General features: G+C 69.8%; 15 protein-coding genes. 4 read left to right on the forward strand and 11 right to left on the reverse strand.

Annotated elements, in window-relative coordinates:
* Positions 1-310: 310 nt before the first annotated feature.
* From ACFYZB_RS26695 to thyX, 3 genes are all read right to left on the reverse strand, one after another.
* Positions 311-1,996 carry a ribonuclease J gene (locus ACFYZB_RS26695; RefSeq protein ID WP_388763082.1) on the reverse strand — a complete coding sequence of 562 codons (1,686 nt, stop codon included), beginning with the start codon at positions 1,994-1,996 and terminating at the stop codon, positions 311-313.
* 155 nt (positions 1,997-2,151) lie between these two features.
* Positions 2,152-3,051 (reverse strand): 4-hydroxy-tetrahydrodipicolinate synthase, encoded by a 900-nt coding sequence (dapA, locus tag ACFYZB_RS26700; protein WP_388763084.1) that lies wholly within the window; start codon positions 3,049-3,051, stop codon positions 2,152-2,154.
* 239 nt (positions 3,052-3,290) lie between these two features.
* Positions 3,291-4,040 carry an FAD-dependent thymidylate synthase gene (gene thyX / locus ACFYZB_RS26705; RefSeq protein ID WP_388763086.1) on the reverse strand — a complete coding sequence of 250 codons (750 nt, stop codon included), beginning with the start codon at positions 4,038-4,040 and terminating at the stop codon, positions 3,291-3,293.
* 203 nt (positions 4,041-4,243) lie between these two features.
* On the opposite strand from thyX, the gene ACFYZB_RS26710 reads away from it, so the two are divergent.
* The 3 genes from ACFYZB_RS26710 to ACFYZB_RS26720 all read left to right on the forward strand — a co-directional run bounded on the left by ACFYZB_RS26710 (position 4,244) and on the right by ACFYZB_RS26720 (position 5,972).
* Positions 4,244-4,480 carry a hypothetical protein gene (locus ACFYZB_RS26710; protein WP_351210686.1) on the forward strand — a complete coding sequence of 79 codons (237 nt, stop codon included), beginning with the start codon at positions 4,244-4,246 and terminating at the stop codon, positions 4,478-4,480.
* 90 nt (positions 4,481-4,570) lie between these two features.
* Positions 4,571-5,125: a hypothetical protein gene (locus ACFYZB_RS26715; RefSeq protein WP_388763089.1), complete on the forward strand. Its 555-nt coding sequence runs from the start codon at positions 4,571-4,573 to the stop codon at positions 5,123-5,125.
* A 130-nt stretch (positions 5,126-5,255) separates the two neighbouring features.
* On the forward strand, positions 5,256-5,972 hold the full coding sequence (locus ACFYZB_RS26720; protein WP_388763091.1) for an SDR family oxidoreductase: 717 nt from the start codon (positions 5,256-5,258) through the stop codon (positions 5,970-5,972).
* Positions 5,973-6,135: 163 nt separating this feature from the next.
* Here ACFYZB_RS26720 and ACFYZB_RS26725 read toward each other — a convergent pair whose 3' ends face one another.
* From ACFYZB_RS26725 to ACFYZB_RS26750, 6 genes are all read right to left on the reverse strand, one after another.
* On the reverse strand, positions 6,136-6,588 hold the full coding sequence (locus tag ACFYZB_RS26725) for a hypothetical protein (protein ID WP_351210692.1): 453 nt from the start codon (positions 6,586-6,588) through the stop codon (positions 6,136-6,138).
* Between the two features lie 13 nt (positions 6,589-6,601).
* Positions 6,602-7,354, reverse strand: coding sequence for a 4-hydroxy-tetrahydrodipicolinate reductase (gene dapB, locus ACFYZB_RS26730; RefSeq protein WP_351210694.1), 753 nt, complete (start codon positions 7,352-7,354; stop codon positions 6,602-6,604).
* Positions 7,355-7,380: 26 nt separating this feature from the next.
* Positions 7,381-8,760 (reverse strand): M16 family metallopeptidase, encoded by a 1,380-nt coding sequence (locus tag ACFYZB_RS26735; RefSeq protein ID WP_388763094.1) that lies wholly within the window; start codon positions 8,758-8,760, stop codon positions 7,381-7,383.
* Positions 8,757-10,979: a polyribonucleotide nucleotidyltransferase gene (locus tag ACFYZB_RS26740; protein ID WP_351210699.1), complete on the reverse strand. Its 2,223-nt coding sequence runs from the start codon at positions 10,977-10,979 to the stop codon at positions 8,757-8,759. Before ACFYZB_RS26740 ends, ACFYZB_RS26735 begins: the two co-directional genes overlap by 4 nt.
* A 323-nt stretch (positions 10,980-11,302) precedes the next feature.
* Positions 11,303-11,590, reverse strand: coding sequence for a 30S ribosomal protein S15 (rpsO, locus tag ACFYZB_RS26745; RefSeq protein WP_030619140.1), 288 nt, complete (start codon positions 11,588-11,590; stop codon positions 11,303-11,305).
* A gap of 220 nt (positions 11,591-11,810) precedes the next feature.
* Positions 11,811-13,274 (reverse strand): PQQ-binding-like beta-propeller repeat protein, encoded by a 1,464-nt coding sequence (locus ACFYZB_RS26750; RefSeq protein WP_388763096.1) that lies wholly within the window; start codon positions 13,272-13,274, stop codon positions 11,811-11,813.
* A gap of 195 nt (positions 13,275-13,469) precedes the next feature.
* Between ACFYZB_RS26750 and ACFYZB_RS26755 the strand changes: the two genes are divergently transcribed.
* A complete protein-coding gene (locus tag ACFYZB_RS26755) occupies positions 13,470-13,766 on the forward strand; it encodes a DUF397 domain-containing protein (protein WP_351210704.1) in 297 nt (98 codons plus the stop codon).
* Positions 13,767-13,815: 49 nt separating this feature from the next.
* Here the strand turns inward: ACFYZB_RS26755 and ACFYZB_RS26760 are convergent, their stop codons facing one another.
* Both ACFYZB_RS26760 and eccD read right to left on the reverse strand, forming a co-directional pair.
* Positions 13,816-15,312, reverse strand: a complete 1,497-nt coding sequence (locus ACFYZB_RS26760) for a PQQ-binding-like beta-propeller repeat protein (protein WP_388763099.1) — start codon at positions 15,310-15,312, stop codon at positions 13,816-13,818.
* Positions 15,313-15,375: 63 nt separating this feature from the next.
* The gene (gene eccD, locus ACFYZB_RS26765) at positions 15,376-16,869 is read right to left on the reverse strand and encodes a type VII secretion integral membrane protein EccD (RefSeq protein ID WP_388763101.1); all 1,494 of its coding nucleotides are present in this window, start codon (positions 16,867-16,869) and stop codon (positions 15,376-15,378) included.
* Between the last annotated feature and the right edge of the window lie 98 nt (positions 16,870-16,967).

A 16,967-nucleotide genomic window follows, 5' to 3' on the forward strand; every position in this document is an offset into this window, starting at 1 on the left:
AACGGTCGCTTCCTTCGTACTCACCCTCTCGGGCTTTCCTCCGGGCGCTTCCCTTCGGTGTTTCCGACTCTATCAGATCTTTTCTCGATCCGATTTCCTCGGTGCTTTCCAGGTTCCCGCTCTCGCGTTTCCCTTTCCGGCGGTTCCGACTTTATCAGAAGTTCTGAGTCGGTTTTCCACCCGCTCCGGGCACCCGTGTCCAGCTCGTGAAGTGCTGGGGTTCCCGGTTGGGCGGAGCCGTAAACGTACTGGAGCGGGGCGCCTCGATGCAAATCGAGGCGCCCCGCTCGGGTGAAGCTCCGACGGACCGTCAGACCTCCACGACCACAGGGAGGATCATCGGCCTGCGGCGATAGGTGTCCGAGACCCACTTGCCGAGGGTGCGCCGGACGAGTTGCTGGAGCTGGTGCGGCTCCACCACGCCGTCCTGGGCCGAGCGCTCCAGGGACTCCGTGATCTTCGGGATGACGTCGGCGAAGGCCGAGTCCTCGATACCGGAGCCGCGCGCCTGGACGTGCGGTCCGCCGGTGATCTTGCCGGTGGACGAGTCCACGACCACGAAGACGGAGATGATGCCCTCGTCACCGAGGATCTTGCGGTCCTTGAGGGCCGGCTCACCGACATCGCCGACGGAGAGGCCGTCGACGTACACGTAACCCGCCTGGACCTTGCCGGAGATCTTGGCCTTGCCCTCGACCAGGTCGACCACGACGCCGTCCTCGGCGATGACGATCCGGTCGTGCGGGACACCCGTCAGCGCGCCCAACTCGGCGTTGGCGCGCAGGTGTCGCCACTCGCCGTGGACCGGCATGAGGTTCTTCGGGCGGCAGATGTTGTAGAAGTACAGCAGCTCGCCCGCGGACGCGTGGCCGGAAACATGCACCTTGGCGTTGCCCTTGTGGACGACGTTGGCGCCCCAGCGGCTCAGGCCGTTGATCACGCGGTAGACCGCGTTCTCGTTGCCGGGGATCAGGGAGGACGCCAGGATCACCGTGTCGCCCTCGACGATCCGGATCTGGTGGTCCCGGTTCGCCATCCTCGACAGCGCCGCCATCGGCTCGCCCTGGGAGCCCGTGCAGACCAGGACCACCTCGTGGTCCGGGAGGTCGTCCAGCGTCTTCACGTCCACGACCAGGCCCGGGGGCACCTTCAAGTACCCCAGGTCCCTCGCGATGCCCATGTTGCGGACCATCGAGCGGCCGACGAAGGCGACCCTGCGGCCGTACTCGTGGGCGGCGTCCAGGATCTGCTGGATGCGGTGGACGTGGCTGGCGAAGCTCGCCACGATGATCCGCTTGCGCGCGCCGGCGAAGACCTGCCGCAGGACGTTGGAGATGTCGCGCTCGTGCGGCGTGAAGCCGGGGACCTCGGCGTTCGTGGAGTCCGTGAGGAGGAGGTCGATGCCCTCCTCGCTCAGGCGCGCGAAGGCGTGCAGGTCCGTGAGGCGGTTGTCCAGCGGGAGCTGGTCCATCTTGAAGTCGCCGGTGTGCACCGCCATGCCGGCGGGAGTGCGGATGGCGACGGCCAGCGCGTCCGGGATGGAGTGGTTGACGGCGACGAACTCGCAGTCGAAGGGGCCGATGCGCTCGCGGTGCCCCTCGGCCACCTCGAGGGTGTACGGGCGGATCCGGTGCTCCTGGAGCTTGGCCTCGATCAGGGCGAGGGTCAGCTTGGAGCCGATCAGCGGGATGTCCGGCTTCTCGCGGAGCAGGAACGGGACACCGCCGATGTGGTCCTCGTGGCCGTGCGTGAGGACGATGCCCTCGACGTCGTCGAGGCGGTCCCGGATGGACGAGAAGTCCGGCAGGATCAGGTCGATTCCGGGCTGCTCCTCCTCGGGGAAGAGCACTCCGCAGTCGACGATCAGCAGGCGGCCGCCGTACTCGAAGACCGTCATGTTCCGGCCGATCTCGCCGAGACCGCCGAGCGGGGTGACCCGCAGACCACCCTCGGGAAGGGGCGGGGGCGGGCCGAGTTCGGGATGCGGATGACTCAAAAGACTCTCCTCACCACACGCGCCACGTACCGGTCGGGCACGTGGCGCGTGAGACGTTCGTGCAGAAGCAGTTGTCGTTGTGGGGTGCGGGCACCGGTGGCCCGCTTCTTCTGTTGTTCTTCAGTTGTGAAGCCCGTGTGGTGCCAAGTCTGTTGTCAGAGCTGTACCCCGCCGGCGGCAAGATCGATCTTGAGCTGGGCGATCTCCTCGGGTGAGCACTCGACCATGGGCGAGCGCAGCGGGCCCGCGGGCAGTCCCTGGAGGGCGAGCGCGGCCTTGGTGGTCATGACGCCCTGGGTGCGGAACATGCCGGTGTAGACCGGGAGCAGCTTCTGGTGGATCTCGGTGGCCTTGACGACGTCGCCGGAGACGTATGCGTCGACCAGGGCGCGCAGGTCGGGGGTGACGACGTGGCCGACGACCGAGACGAAGCCGACCGCGCCCACGGAGAGCAGCGGGAGGTTCAGCATGTCGTCGCCGGAGTACCAGGCGAGGCCGGACTGGGCGATGGCCCAGCTGGCGCGGCCGAGGTCGCCCTTGGCGTCCTTGTTGGCGACGATCCGGGGGTGCTCGGCGAGCCGGACGAGGGTCTCGGTGTTGATGGGGACGCCGCTGCGGCCGGGGATGTCGTACAGCATGACCGGCAGGCCGGTGGCGTCGGCGATGGCCGTGAAGTGCCGGTACAGGCCCTCCTGCGGGGGCTTGTTGTAGTACGGCGTGACGACCAGCAGGCCGTGTGCGCCGTCGCGCTCGGCCTGGCGGGCCAGCTCGATGCTGTGGTGGGTGTCGTTGGTGCCGACGCCGGCGACGACGTGGGCGCGGTCGCCGACGGCCTCCAGTACGGCTCGTACGAGGTCCGATTTCTCCGCGTCGCTGGTGGTGGGGGACTCGCCGGTGGTGCCGTTGATGATCAGGCCGTCGTTGCCTGCGTCCACCAGGTGGGCGGCGAGCCGCTGTGCGCCGTCGAGGTCGAGTGCGCCGTCCGCCGTGAAGGGCGTGACCATGGCGGTGAGGACCCGCCCGAAGGGGGTCTGCGGAGTCGAGGTCGGAGCCATGGGTAACACGCTACTCGGTGCTCCCTGTGCGGTCTGCCCTCGGGGGGTCCGGAAAGTCAGGACAAATGCGGAGCCCGGCACTGCCTGCTCGGGGGTTCAAGCAGTGCCGGGTCCGTTTGATCAGGCTAGATGAACTTCTCTAAATGCCGCAATACGGACACTTCGCGAGGCTGACCCGTACATCCGTTCCTGGTGGGGGAACAGGGCTTCGTAGGCCTTTCTTACGGGTCTTGAGGGTCTTACGGGGCCACGCGCCCGTTCGCATTGAAGGCGGCGTACGTGAGCGGCATGAGCTTCGCCCACTCCGCCTCCATCTTCTCGCCGACCATCTCGATCTCCCGCTGCGGGAAGGACGGCACCTTTGCCAGCTCGTGCTGGGTGCGCAGGCCCAGGAAGTGCATCAGGGAGCGGGCGTTGCAGGTGGCGTACATCGAGGAGTAGAGGCCGACGGGGAGGGCCGCGCGGGCGACCTCGCGGGCGACGCCCTCGGCGAGCATCTTCTGGTAGGCCGCGTAGGCCTGCTCGTACGACTCCCGCAGGGTGGCGCCGACCGCTTCGTGCTGGGCCGGGGTGCCCTCGACGAAGACGTACTTGCCGGGGCGGCCCTCCTGGACCAGCTTGCGGTCGGTGCCGGGGACGTAGAAGACCGGCTCGAGCTCCCGGTAGCGGCCGGACTCCTCGTTGTAGGACCAGCCCACGCGGTGCCGCATGAACTCGCGGAAGACGAAGATCGGGGCGCTGATGAAGAACGTCATCGAGTTGTGCTCGAACGGGCTGCCGTGCCGGTCGCGCATCAGATAGTTGATCAGCCCCTTGGAGCGCTCGGGGTCCTTCTTCAGCTCGTCCAGGGACTGCTCGCCGGCGGTGGACACCCGCGCGGCGAAGAGGACGTCGGCGTCCGAAGCACTGGACTTCACCAGCTCGACGGTGACGTCACTGCGGAACGTGAGCGACTCGGGGGTGGTCACGGGGTTAGGGGTCCTTCCCATCACAGCTGTGGTTCGCGCCCACCTTACGGGGCACCCGCCCGGGCCACGGCGGTACCCGGCCGAGCCACGGCGGTACCAGCCTCAAAAATCCCACCATGTATTTTTTCCGACATGGGCACCTTTTGTGTCACTCGAGCGTCTGTATCGGTAAGGCCCACTCGTTCGAGCCGAAAACGTTGATCACGAAAGGAGACGTACCCGCGATGTTCCGTCGGCGCGAGCCCGTACCCTTCGCCTTCCTGGCCGAGGCTGACCGGTTCCGCAGCAATGTCACTCCCCCGCCCCGGCCGCGGGCGTCCTTCGGGCAGATAGCCGGGCACTGGCTGCTGGGACTCACCCTCGTCGCCGGGCTGGTGGGGGCCCTGATCATCGCCATGCCGGCGATGTCCACGCCGTCCAGCACGCCGACGCAGCAGTCCCAGGCCTCGCAGGGTCACTGACCCCTTCCGGCCGCCCAGGGTGGTGGGCGGGAACCGCGGCGGATAGCCTCACCGGGCACAGCCCACGCACGCATGAGGTGAGGACCAGCCGTGCCCCTGTCCTTCCTGACGGCCGACCGCACATTCGAGGCCGCTTCCGACAGCGCGCTGCCGTTCGACGACCGGGAGCGCTGGCGGCGGCCCTACCGTCCCGGTCCCTGGCGGGTGGCTGTGGCGGCGCTGGTGCTGCTGCTCGCCTCCTTCGTGCTGTTCGCCGCGGTGGCCATCGCCCTGACCGGCTCGGTGTCCTCCGGCGGGGCGGTCCTGACCGGAGGCGTGGTGGTCATCGCCGGTGCACTGCGGCTGCTGCGCATGGGCGTGTGGGTGAGCGGGCGCGGGCTGCGCCACGTCGGCTTCCTGGTGACGCGTACGGTGCCGTGGGCGCGGGTGGTCTCGGTGCGCACGGTGCAGCAGCCGGTGCGCTGGCTGGGGCTGCCGCGGACGGTGCAGGGGCAGGCGCTGGCGCTCGTCCGCCAGGACCGGCCGGCCGAGGACACGCCTCCCCTGCTGACGACACACACGCTGGACTTCCTGGGCCGCCCGGCCGCGTTCGACCGGGCCGCGGACACGGTGGAGGCGTGGGCTGCGGAGAACCGCCACCACTGAACCCCTGGGCGCCGCCGAAGGGGCCGGTCCGCGCGAACTGCGCAGCGGCCCCTTCGGCGTTCGGGGCGTGGCGCGCGGGAGCGGGGGAAAGGATCGGCCGACGTGTCCGCGCGAGGAGAGGAGACCGCTGTTGTCCGGACGCACCGTGCTGATCACCGGAGCCTCCAAGGGGATCGGCCTGGCCACCGCACACCGTCTCGCCGGCCTGGGACACCGCGTGCTGGGAGTCGCCCGCAGCGCCCCGGACGGTGGCTTCCCGGGCCTGCTGCACCCCTGCGACCTCGCCGATGCGGACGCCACGCGCGAGTTGCTGGAGAGCATGACGCGTGCGGAGCGCGTGGACGCGGTCGTCAACAACGTCGGCATCGCGGTGCCGGAACCGCTGGGCGAGATCACGCTCGACGCACTGCAGGCCGTGTACGACCTGAACGTGCGCGCCGCCGTACAGGTCACCCAGGCCTGCGTCGGCGGGATGCGGGAGCGCGGCTGGGGCCGCATCGTGAATGTGACGAGCCGTTCCGTGCACGGCGCACGCCGGCGCAGCAGCTACGCGGCGGCCAAGAGCGCGCTGGTGGGCCTGACGCGTACCTGGGCGCTGGAGTTGGCGGCGGACGGGGTGACGGTCAACGCGGTGGCTCCCGGTCCGGTGGAGACCGACCTCTTCCGCGCCTCGCACCCCGTGGGCGGTGCGGACGAGGCCAGGGTGCTGCGCTCCGTCCCCGCGGGACGCCTCGGCCGCCCGGAGGAGGTGGCCGCGGCGATCGCCTTCCTGCTGAGCGAGGACGCCGGATTCGTCACCGGGCAACAGCTCGGCGTGGACGGCGGGGGCAGCATTCCCGGGCGATGAGAGTCGGGGCCCGGGCGCTTCGCCGGCAGGGCCGTGACACGCCGTCGATCGTCTGCGGCACCGTTGTGGCTGGTCGCGCCCGCACACCGCGGTAGCCGCAGATCGATGCGGCCCGCTCCCCTCCGGGGCGCTGCCGGCCCTCGGCCGGCTTCGCCCGACCTGCTCAGGCCTCGACCGCCTTGCCGTCGTGCAGGGCGATGGCCCTCTGCATCGCCTTGCGTGCGCGGGGGGTGTCGCGGGCGTCGTGGTAGGCGACGGCGAGGCGGAACCAGCAGCGCCAGTCGTCGGGGGACGCCTCGGTCTCGGCCTTGCGCCTGGCGAAGACCTCGTCGGCCGAGTCGCGGTCGATCCGGCCGCTGGGCAGCCGCTTCAGCTCGTCCACCGGCAGGCCGCCCGCGGCGTCGAGTTCGGCGGCCAGGGCGTTGGCCCTGCGGACGAACTGGGTGTTCTTCCACAGGAACCACAGGCCGATGACCGGCAGGATCAGCACCGCGACCCCGAAGGTGACGGTGACGGCCGTACCGGACTGGATGAGCATGACGCCGCGGCTGCCGACCAGGACGAAGTAGAAGACCAGGACGGCGGCCGTGACGAGGTAGGTGATCTTCGCGCGCATCGGAGGGTCTGTCTCAGCTCAGGTCCAGGAAGTGCTCCAGGCCGAAGGTCAGGCCCGGAGTGGTCACCACGCGGCGGGCGCCGAGCAGGATGCCCGGCATGAAGCTGCTGTGGTGCAGGGAGTCGTGGCGGATGGTCAGGGTCTCGCCCTCGCCGCCGAGCAGCACCTCCTGGTGGGCCAGGAGCCCGCGCAGCCGCACGGCGTGGACGGGGATCCCGTCGACACTGGCACCCCGCGCGCCGTCCAGGGCCGTCACCGTGGCGTCCGGCGCCGGGGCCGTACCGGCGGCCCTGCGGGCCTCTGCGATGAGCTGAGCGGTGCGCGTGGCCGTACCGCTCGGCGCGTCCACCTTCTTCGGGTGGTGCAGCTCGACGACCTCGACGGACTCGAAGTACGGCGCGGCGATCTGCGCGAACTTCATCGTCAGTACGGCGCCGATGGAGAAGTTCGGCGCGATGAGCACGCCGGTCGCCGGGGACTCGGCGAGCCAGCCCGTCAGCTGCGCGAGGCGTTCCTCGGTCCAGCCGGTCGTACCGACGACCGCGTGGATGCCGTGGTGCACGCAGAAGTCGAGGTTGTCCATGACGGAGTCCGGGGTCGTGAGCTCCACGGCGACCTGGGCGCCGGTCTCCGCCAGGGTCTGGAGCTTGTCGCCCCGGCCGAGGGCGGCGACCAGCTCCATGTCCTCGGCGGCCTCGACCGCCTTGACCGCCTCGGACCCGATCCGGCCCCCGGCACCGAGGACCGCCACGCGCAGCTTGCTCATCTCTTGTGCTTCCTTACGGGAGTGAATTAGGCGACGGCGTCGTGCAGCCGCGCGGCCTGCTTGTCCTTCAGCGGGCCGATGACCGACAGCGACGGGCGCTGTCCCAGGATGTCGCGGGCGACCGAGCGGACCTCGTCCGGGCTGACCGCCGCGATCCGGTCCAGCATGTCGTCGACGGACATCTGCTCGCCCCAGCACAGCTCGCTCTTGCCGATACGGTTCATCAGCGCGCCGGTGTCCTCCAGGCCGAGGACGGTGGAGCCCTGGAGCTGGCCGATGGCGCGGGCGATCTCGTCGTCGGTGAGGCCGTTGGCTGCGACGTGGTCGAGTTCGTCGCGGCAGATCTTCAGCACGTCGTGCACCTGGCTCGGCCGGCAGCCGGCGTACACGCCGAACAGGCCGCAGTCGGCGAAGCCCGAGGTGTACGAGTAGACGCTGTAGGCCAGGCCCCGCTTCTCCCGGACCTCCTGGAAGAGGCGGGACGACATGCCGCCGCCCAGGGCGGTGTTGAGCACGCCCATGGCCCAGCGGCGGTCGTCGGAGCGGGCGATGCCGGGCATGCCGAGGACGACGTGCGCCTGCTCGGTCTTGCGGCCGAGCAGCTCGACCTTGCCGGAGGTGCGGATCGTACGGCTGCCGTCGCGCGGGGCGATGGGCAGCGCGTCGGGGTTCGTGAGGGCACCCGCCTTCTCGAAGGCCGCGCGGACCTGTCGTACGACCTTGTTGTGGTCGATGTTGCCGGCGCAGGCGACCACGAGGTGGGTCGGGTCGTAGTGCTTCCTGTAGAAGCGGCGGATGCGGTCGGCGGTGAGGGCGTTGACCGTGTCGACCGTGCCGAGGACGGGGCGGCCGAGGGCGTTGTTGCCGAACATGGTGTGCGCGAACAGGTCGTGCACACAGTCGCCCGGGTCGTCCTCGGTCATGGCGATCTCTTCGAGGATCGCGCCGCGCTCGACGTCGACGTCCTCCTCGAGGATGAGCGAGCCGGTCAGCATGTCGCAGACCACGTCGATGGCGAGCGGCAGGTCGGTGTCGAGCACGCGCGCGTAGTAGCACGTGTACTCCTTGGCCGTGAACGCGTTCATCTCGCCGCCGACGGCGTCGATGGCGGAGGAGATGTCCAGCGCGCTGCGTGTCGGCGTGCCCTTGAAGAGCAGGTGCTCAAGGTAGTGCGTGGCGCCGTTCAGGGCCGGGGTCTCGTCGCGGGAACCGACGTGCGCCCAGATGCCGAAGGTCGCGGAGCGGACCGAGGGCAGGGTCTCGGTGACGATGCGCAGGCCACCGGGGAGGGTGGTCTTGCGGACCGTGCCGATGCCGCCCGTGCCCTTGATGAGGGTTTGGGTACGGGCGACGGCCCGCGCCTCCGAAGAGGGGCGGGCCGTCACCTTGGAGCTACGGGACGTCACTGCTCGGCGTCGTCCTTGTTCTCGTCGGAGGAACCTTCCTCGCCCTCGATCACGGGGACGAGGGAGAGCTTGCCGCGGGAGTCGATCTCGGCGATCTCGACCTGGACCTTCTGGCCCACGCCGAGGACGTCCTCGACGTTCTCCACGCGCTTGCCGCCGGCGAGCTTGCGGATCTGCGAGATGTGCAGCAGACCGTCCTTGCCGGGCAGCAGGGAGACGAACGCACCGAAGGTGGTCGTCTTCACGACCGTACCGAGGTAGCGCTCGCCGACCTCGGGCATCGTCGGGTTGGCGATGCCGTTGATCGTGGCGCGGGCGGCCTCGGCGGAGGGGCCGTCGGCGGCACCGATGTAGATCGTGCCGTCGTCCTCGATGGTGATCTCGGCGCCCGTGTCCTCCTGGATCTGGTTGATCATCTTGCCCTTGGGGCCGATGACCTCGCCGATCTTGTCGACCGGGATCTTGACGGTGATGATCCGCGGGGCGTGCGGGGACATCTCGTCCGGACGGTCGATGGCCTCCATCATCACGTCGAGGATGTGCAGACGCGCGTCGCGGGCCTGCTTGAGGGCCGCGGCCAGGACGGAGGCCGGGATGCCGTCCAGCTTGGTGTCGAGCTGGAGGGCGGTCACGAAGTCCTTCGTGCCGGCGACCTTGAAGTCCATGTCACCGAAGGCGTCCTCGGCACCGAGGATGTCGGTGAGGGTGACGTAGTGCGTCTCGCCCTCGATCTCCTGGGAGATCAGGCCCATGGCGATACCGGCGACCGGGGCCTTGAGCGGCACACCGGCGTTCAGCAGCGACATGGTGGAGGCGCAGACCGAACCCATGGACGTCGAGCCGTTGGAGCCGAGGGCCTCAGACACCTGACGGATCGCGTACGGGAACTCCTCGCGGGTCGGCAGCACCGGCACGAGCGCGCGCTCGGCGAGGGCGCCGTGGCCGATCTCGCGGCGCTTCGGGGAGCCGACGCGGCCGGTCTCACCGGTGGAGTACGGCGGGAAGTTGTAGTTGTGCATGTAGCGCTTGCGGGTCACCGGGGAGAGGGTGTCCAGCTGCTGCTCCATGCGGAGCATGTTCAGGGTGGTCACGCCCAGGATCTGGGTCTCGCCACGCTCGAACAGGGCGGAGCCGTGCACCCGCGGGATGGCCTCGACCTCGGCGGCGAGCGTACGGATGTCCGTCACGCCACGGCCGTCGATGCGCTTCTTCTCCTTGATGACGCGCTCGCGGACCAGCTGCTTGGTGAGCGAGCGGTACGCGGCGGAGATCTCCTTCTCGCGGCCCTCGAACTCCGGCAGGAGCTTCTCGGCGGCGAGACCCTTGACGCGGTCCAGCTCGGCCTCGCGCTCCTGCTTGCCGGCGATGGTGAGCGCCTGGGCGAGCTCGGGGCGGACGGCGGCCGTCAGGGCCTCGAAGACGTCGTCCTGGTAGTCCAGGAAGATCGGGAACTCGGCGGTCGGCTTGGCGGCCTTGGCGGCGAGGTCCGCCTGGGCGCGGCACAGCACCTTGATGAAGGGCTTCGCGGCGTCCAGACCGGCGGCGACGACCTCCTCGGTCGGCGCCTCGGCACCGCCCTCGATGAGCTTGATGGTGCCGTCGGTGGCCTCGGCCTCGACCATCATGATCGCGACGTCGCCGTCCTCCAGGACGCGACCGGCGACGACCATGTCGAAGACGGCGTCCTCGAGCTCGGTGTGCGTCGGGAAGGCGACCCACTGGCCGCGGATCAGCGCGACGCGGACGCCACCGATCGGGCCGGAGAAGGGCAGACCGGCCAGCTGCGTGGACGCGGACGCGGCGTTGATGGCCACGACGTCGTACAGGTGGTCGGGGTTGAGCGCCATGATCGTGGCGACGACCTGGATCTCGTTGCGCAGGCCCTTCTTGAAGGACGGGCGCAGCGGGCGGTCGATGAGGCGGCAGGTGAGGATGGCGTCCTCGGAGGGACGGCCCTCACGGCGGAAGAAGCTGCCGGGGATCTTGCCGGCCGCGTACATCCGCTCCTCGACGTCCACCGTCAGCGGGAAGAAGTCGAGCTGGTCCTTGGGGTTCTTGGAGGCGGTGGTGGCCGACAGCACCATGGTGTCGTCGTCCAGGTACGCCACGGCGGAGCCGGCGGCCTGCTTGGCCAGGCGGCCCGTCTCGAAGCGGATGGTGCGGGTGCCGAAGGCGCCGTTGTCGATGACGGCCTCGGCGTAGTGGGTCTCGTTCTCCACTAGCGTTTTCTCCGTTACATATCGTCTTTCGTCCCTTGGCTGCCCGTGTGGCAGGGGGACGGCGGTGGAGAAGCGCGCCGTCTGGTGCGGGCCGGTCTTCGATCGAAGCACCCGGGGCTCGCTTCCCCCCGGGGGCCACTACCGAGGACCGGCGGCGGCGAGGTGCGCTTCTCCTCGTTCTGGTTGTACGTCGTTCTGTGTCGTACGTATTGCGTTGTGCTACCACACTACAAAGCGTGAGTGACACTCCGCACGTTTCCGCAAGTACGACGAAGGGAGCGGCCCCCGGATCTGCTACCGGGAACCGCTCCCTTCACGGCGTCCTACTTGGCGCCCGCCGCACCACGGCGGATGCCGAGGCGGTCGACCAGCGTACGGAAGCGCTGGATGTCCTTCTTCGCCAGGTACTGGAGAAGGCGGCGGCGCTGACCGACGAGGATCAGCAGACCACGGCGGGAGTGGTGGTCGTGCTTGTGGGTCTTGAGGTGCTCCGTCAGGTCGGAGATCCGACGGGAGAGCAGAGCGACCTGGACCTCGGGGGAGCCGGTGTCACCCTCCTTGGTACCGAACTCGGCGATGATCTGCTTCTTCGTAGCGGCGTCGAGCGACACGCGTACTCCTCATAGTCTGTTGAGTGCCTCCGAGTGCCCCCGGTCTACGTCTCGGGGGAGCTTCCGTTACTCGGGAGGCGGGATCCGCTGGGCGCGGCCTCCAGAACCTTCACAGAGGGCTCCGGGGGTGCGTACACGAACGGCCGTCAGTCAGGGTACCAGGATCGCACGGTGGCCCTGGACGGGGGCTCCTGCGGCGCTTGGCGGCCTCCGGCGCGCCTCAGGAGGCCGCCGGCTCGACGCCGGCGGCGACGTTGGTGGTGCCGCCCGTGTCGCCCTTGGCGGTCGGTCCGTACAACCGCGTCGCCGCGTAGAACAGCCGGCCGTGCTCGAAGAAGACGTCGTCCTCGGCCGGGTCGTCCATCCCGTCGAGGTCCTCGGCCTCCGCGCCGAACAGCAGCAGGAACGTCTCCTTGCCGGTGGCCGGGTCGAGGCTGACAACGGCGTACGGCGAGAAGGCGCCGCCCTCACGGTAGGCGATCAGCTTGCCGTCGCTCGTCTTCAGCGGGTACATCCGCCCGCCCGTGGGCGAGGTGAACCGCTTCGTGTGCTTGCCGGTCGCCAGGTCGAATGCGTCGATTCCGTGGTCGGTGGCGAGGAAGGCCTGGCTGTCACCCACCACGATCGTGCGGCAGCTCTCGACGACCGCACTGAAGGCCTGGTCGCAGGCGAGGGTCTGGTGCTCGGGGTCCAGCTTGATCCGGGCACGGGTCCTGCCGTGCTCGTCGAGGGAGATCTGGTCGGTGACGAGGTCGTCGCCCGCGGCGACGGCGAGCACGGCCGGCCGGGAGGAGACCAGGTAGGCATCGGTGATGCCCCGGTCCACCGGGTAGGTCCACCGCGTGCGACCGGTACGGGCGTCGACGCGCTCGACGCGGAACTCGGAGTCGGCCCCCTCGCCGCACCGCACAAGGGCGAGCAGGGCGCTGCCGCCGGCGAACCCGCTGTCCGTGCAACGGGACGGCTCGGTGTGGACCCACAGGCGCTTGCCGTGAGTCATGTCGTAGGCGGCCGCACCCTGGTCCCAGGCCACGACGACCGCGCCGTACGTCAGCGTCACGTTGACCCCGGTGGCGGGCTGGTCTCCGCTGCCCAGCTCGGTCTGCCACAGCTCTCTGCCGGTGTCGAGGTCGATGAGGGCGAGCCGGTCGCAGGGCCGGCCCACGGCCCCGCCCTGGTCGCTCTTCCGGCTCGGGAAGGCGATGGCCGTCCAGCCGGCGGCGCTGACGTGCCTGGTGACGGCGCACAGCGGGCCGGGGAAGGTCAGCTTCCAGGTCTCCCGCCCGGTGCCCTGCCCCTTTGTGGCCGGGATGAGGGCGATGCCCTGGATGTGGTTGGCGTAGCCCTTGGCGAACGTGCGGTCCGTGGCCCAGGCGCCGGACGCGTCGACGGTCGCGCCGACCTGGCGGATCGTCTTGGTGTACCGGAACACGGCCCGGCCCTCCGGGGATACGGGCGCGGTCTCCACGGTCCGGCGGACCTCGTCGGGTGCCTGCAGGGCCCTCATGGGACGCCGGTCCGACGCCGGTGTGCCGCCCAGCGTCGACCACGCCCACACGGCCAGGCGGGACAGCACCACGGCGAGCGCGGTCCCGCCGAGCAGCAGCTGCTTGCGGCGCCTGCGGCCGCGGTCTGCCTCCAGCACGGACTCGGTGTAGACGGACGGTGGGGGGCCGTAGGTCACGGGGCGGAACCTCTCTGTCGTATGTGCTGGGTCATATCCGGCGTATCGGCTCGGTCATATGTGCCCGGTCGTACTGGTGCACGGGCGGCCGCCGGTAGCGGGGTCCACGTCGTCCGAACCGCTGATCAGCGGGAATCCGGGCCAGTAGGGTGAGTTGAACTGCTCGCCGGCACTCAGGGAAGGACGACAGCCGCGATGGCCGACGTTGACGACAAGGAACTCAGGGCACGCAAGGAGCGGGAGCGGGACGAGCTGTACGGGCTCGACATCTCCGGCGTCGAGTGGCACTGCGCCCCGGGTACGGAGGAGCACGAGGAGCGGGTCGAGATCGCGTACCTGCCCGGCGGGGCGGTGGCGATGCGCTCCTCCCTGGACCACGACACCGTACTGCGCTACACCGAGGCGGAGTGGCGGGCGTTCGTGCTGGGGGCGCGGGACGGGGAGTTCGATCTGGAGCCGACGGAGCGCAACGGGGGGCTGGCGGCTCAGTGAGCAGAGCATGGGGGGCGCGGCACGCGTGCGTGCCGCGCCCTCTTCCCTGTCAGTGCTTCAGCCCCGCACTGCCCACTCCGAGCACCGACAACACCGGGTCCTTCGGGTGGACGTCGTCGCGTGTCAGCACGCGGCGGGCGAAGAAGGCCTGGCCCTGTTCATAGAGGATGTCCGACTGCTCCGGCTCGCCGAGTTCACCCTCGTCGTTCGCCGGGAGGTGGAACAGGAGGTACGGGGTCTCCTTGTCGGTCCGGGGGTCCCAGTCCACCACGGCGGCCGGCTGGACGTCGTCTTCGGTGGAACGAAAAACGATCAGATCATCACCGTTCATGCGGACGGGGACGACCTGTTGGAAGAGCCGGCCCTCGAACGTGGCGACGGCGGTGCCCTTCTTGAGGTCAAAGGCCGTGATCTTGTTCTCGGGCTGCCGGGTGAGGTCTGCGGTGTCCTTGCTCATGACGAAGACGCGGTCGCGGCCGACCACCATGCCGTAGCACTTGTCGACGGCGTCGAAGTAGCCCTCGACGTTGCCGCCGCACTTGGGGTCGTAGCCGTTCATCGAGATGGTGGCCCGCCGATCGCCGGTCTTCGGATCAAGAGTGATCAGGTCGGTGACCTGGTAGTCCCCTGCCTCGACGGCGATCACGGGCGGGTCGGCCGAGGGCAGGTAGATGTCCCGCAGACCGTTGCTGACCGAGTAGCGCCACAGGGTCTTGCCGGTGCGCGGCTCGAGCTTCTCCACCCGGTAGGTGGCGTCACCGGACTCGCCGCACTTGACGAGGGCCAGCAGGGCCCCGCCACCGACGTAGGCCGAGTCGCGGCACCGGGACGTGGCGAACGTGTCCCACAGCCGTTTACCGCTGCCCATGTCGTACGCCACCGACCCCTCGTCCCAGGCGATGGCCACGACGCCCCGGGTCAGGGAGATGTTGGTGTCGATGATGGAGGCGGCGGCGGCCTTCGGCACCTTCTCCTGCCACAGCTTCTTGCCGGTGCCGAGGTCGACCATGAGCACCTCGTCACAGACACCGTTCTGGGGGGAGTCGGTGCGGCCGGGCTCGATGGCCACGGCGGTCCGGCCGTCGGCGGTCACGTCACGGCTCACGGCGCAGACGTGGCCGCCGAGTTGGAGGGTCCATGCCTTCGCGTCCCAGTCGGGGTGGGGCTCGATCGTGTAGCCCTCGATGCGGTCGGCGAGGGCCCGCGCGACGATCTTGCCCGTGACCCAGGTGGCGGGCGCAATCCGCTGCTGGTCGCCGGTGAGGCCTCCCTCGTTGTGTTTGACGACGACCTGGCCCTCTGGTGAGACGGGGACCTTCTCCGTGGTCTCGCGTATGGCGTCCGGGGCCTGCTTGACCGCCCTGGTGTCAGGCTGCCCCTTCGTCCGGTCGGCCGAGTGGTACCAGAACAGCCCCGCGCCGAGGCACACCATGGCGACCACCACCGCGGCGATGCCGCCGATGATGCGCCTGCGGCGCCTGGCCCGGGACTGGTCCACGGCCAACGCGGACTGGGTGTATATGGAGGGGGGCGGGCCGAAGCTCACGGTGCCGAATCCTTTTTCTCGCTGCCACTGACGGAGCCTGGAGGCCGACGATGCCGGCCCCGGTCACTTGCTGGTCATCGCGCGGGCGGTCGCGTACACGTCGAACACGGCGAGCGCTAGGGGCACCAGCGTCAGGAGCACAAAGCCTTCCGTGATCTCCAGGAAGCGACCCCAGAACGGGCTGAGGCCCCGGCGCGGCACGATGAGGCCCAGGGCTGCCACGAGGGCCGCCCCGGCTGCGATCGCCGCGGTGAGCCAGATCGCGCGGATGTCGAGACCGGAGCGGTCTCCGGTGAGTGCCTCGCGCAGCACGGAGTGCGGTGGGTTGAGCGCCAGGCCGAGGCCGAGCAGGACGAGTGAGCCGAGTCCGGCCGCCAGGAGCGGGGCGACCTGCCCGGTGTAGCGGAAGAGCTGGGCGCGCATGAGCAGCGCCACGGCCGTTGCGCAGGCCAGCAGTTGGGCCCAGACGTCGTCGGAGAATCCGAGCACGGCGCAGGAGGCGAGCGCGGTGAGCGCACAGCCGCCGACGAGCCCGACCAGGATTTCGTGGCCGCGGCGGGCCTGGGCCTCGATCCGCCTCATGTCGACCGGCTGCTGCACGACGGTCTCCGTGCCATAGACGCTGTTCTGGGCGGAGTTCGGCGGGTCGAAGCCGATCGGCAGCCGGGCGAAGCGCAGGGACACTCCCGGCAGGAAGGCCAGTCCGGCCACCGCGACCGGCGCGCCCAAGGCGGCGATCTCCTTCGGTGACCAGTGCACGAGGATCGCCGTGAACAGGGTGATCAAGCCGATCGCGGATGCGAGGACGAAGGCGACGAACGGGGCGTCCCCGCCCGGTGTGCACAGCGTCAGGACGACGGCGGCGATCAGGACCGCCGCGCAGGCGAGCAGGAACTGCAGTTTGCCGATGCCCTGGCCGTGGGCGAGAGAAAGGAGTCCCGATCCGGCCACACCGACGTTGGGAAGAGCGCCGAGACCCAGGGCTGCCGCCGAGCCCCGGTCGTCGTAGATCCGGCCCCGTACGGCGGCGAACACGACCAGGAGCACTCCGGCGACGCCCGCAAGTATCCCGGGCAGGCTGTGCATGTCGTGCCGGGGATCGGCGTTCCAGGCGACGAGAGCGAGCAGAGCCGACAGGACGCCCGCGCCCGCGAGTCCCGCGACGCGTGTGAGGTCGTCGCTCCACAGAGTGCGGTGCCGGGTCACCGCCGAGGCGACCGCCTCGGAGACGTCGTCGAAGACGACCGGCGGCAACGACTCGGAGAAGGGGCGCAGCGTGAGCAGTTCGCCGTCGAGAATCCGTTGTGCGGCAAAGGAACGTGCGCTGTCGAGAACGGTGCCGTCCCGGCGTACGAGGTGATAGCCGACCGGAGCGCCCTCGGCGGGGTTCTGCCGGGAGAGCCGGAGGATCTCCGGGTAGATGTCGGCGACCGGGATGTCGTCGGGCAGCGCTACGTCGATCCGGCTGTCGGGTGCGACGATCGTGACCCGGCAGAAGCCGAGCCCCGATCTCGATCCCGCATCGGGCAGCGCTGTCCCCGTGGCCGTGGTGCTCACCTTGTGCTCCCCCTCAGTGATGACTCTGCGCCCGTGATGTGAGAATTCTGCGACTCTCCCCCGGACGGGACCGCCAGGGGTGACGCGGATGTCGCCGC

The sequence above is a fragment of the Streptomyces sp. NPDC001852 genome (assembly GCF_042891825.1).
GTDB lineage: Bacteria > Actinomycetota > Actinomycetes > Streptomycetales > Streptomycetaceae > Streptomyces.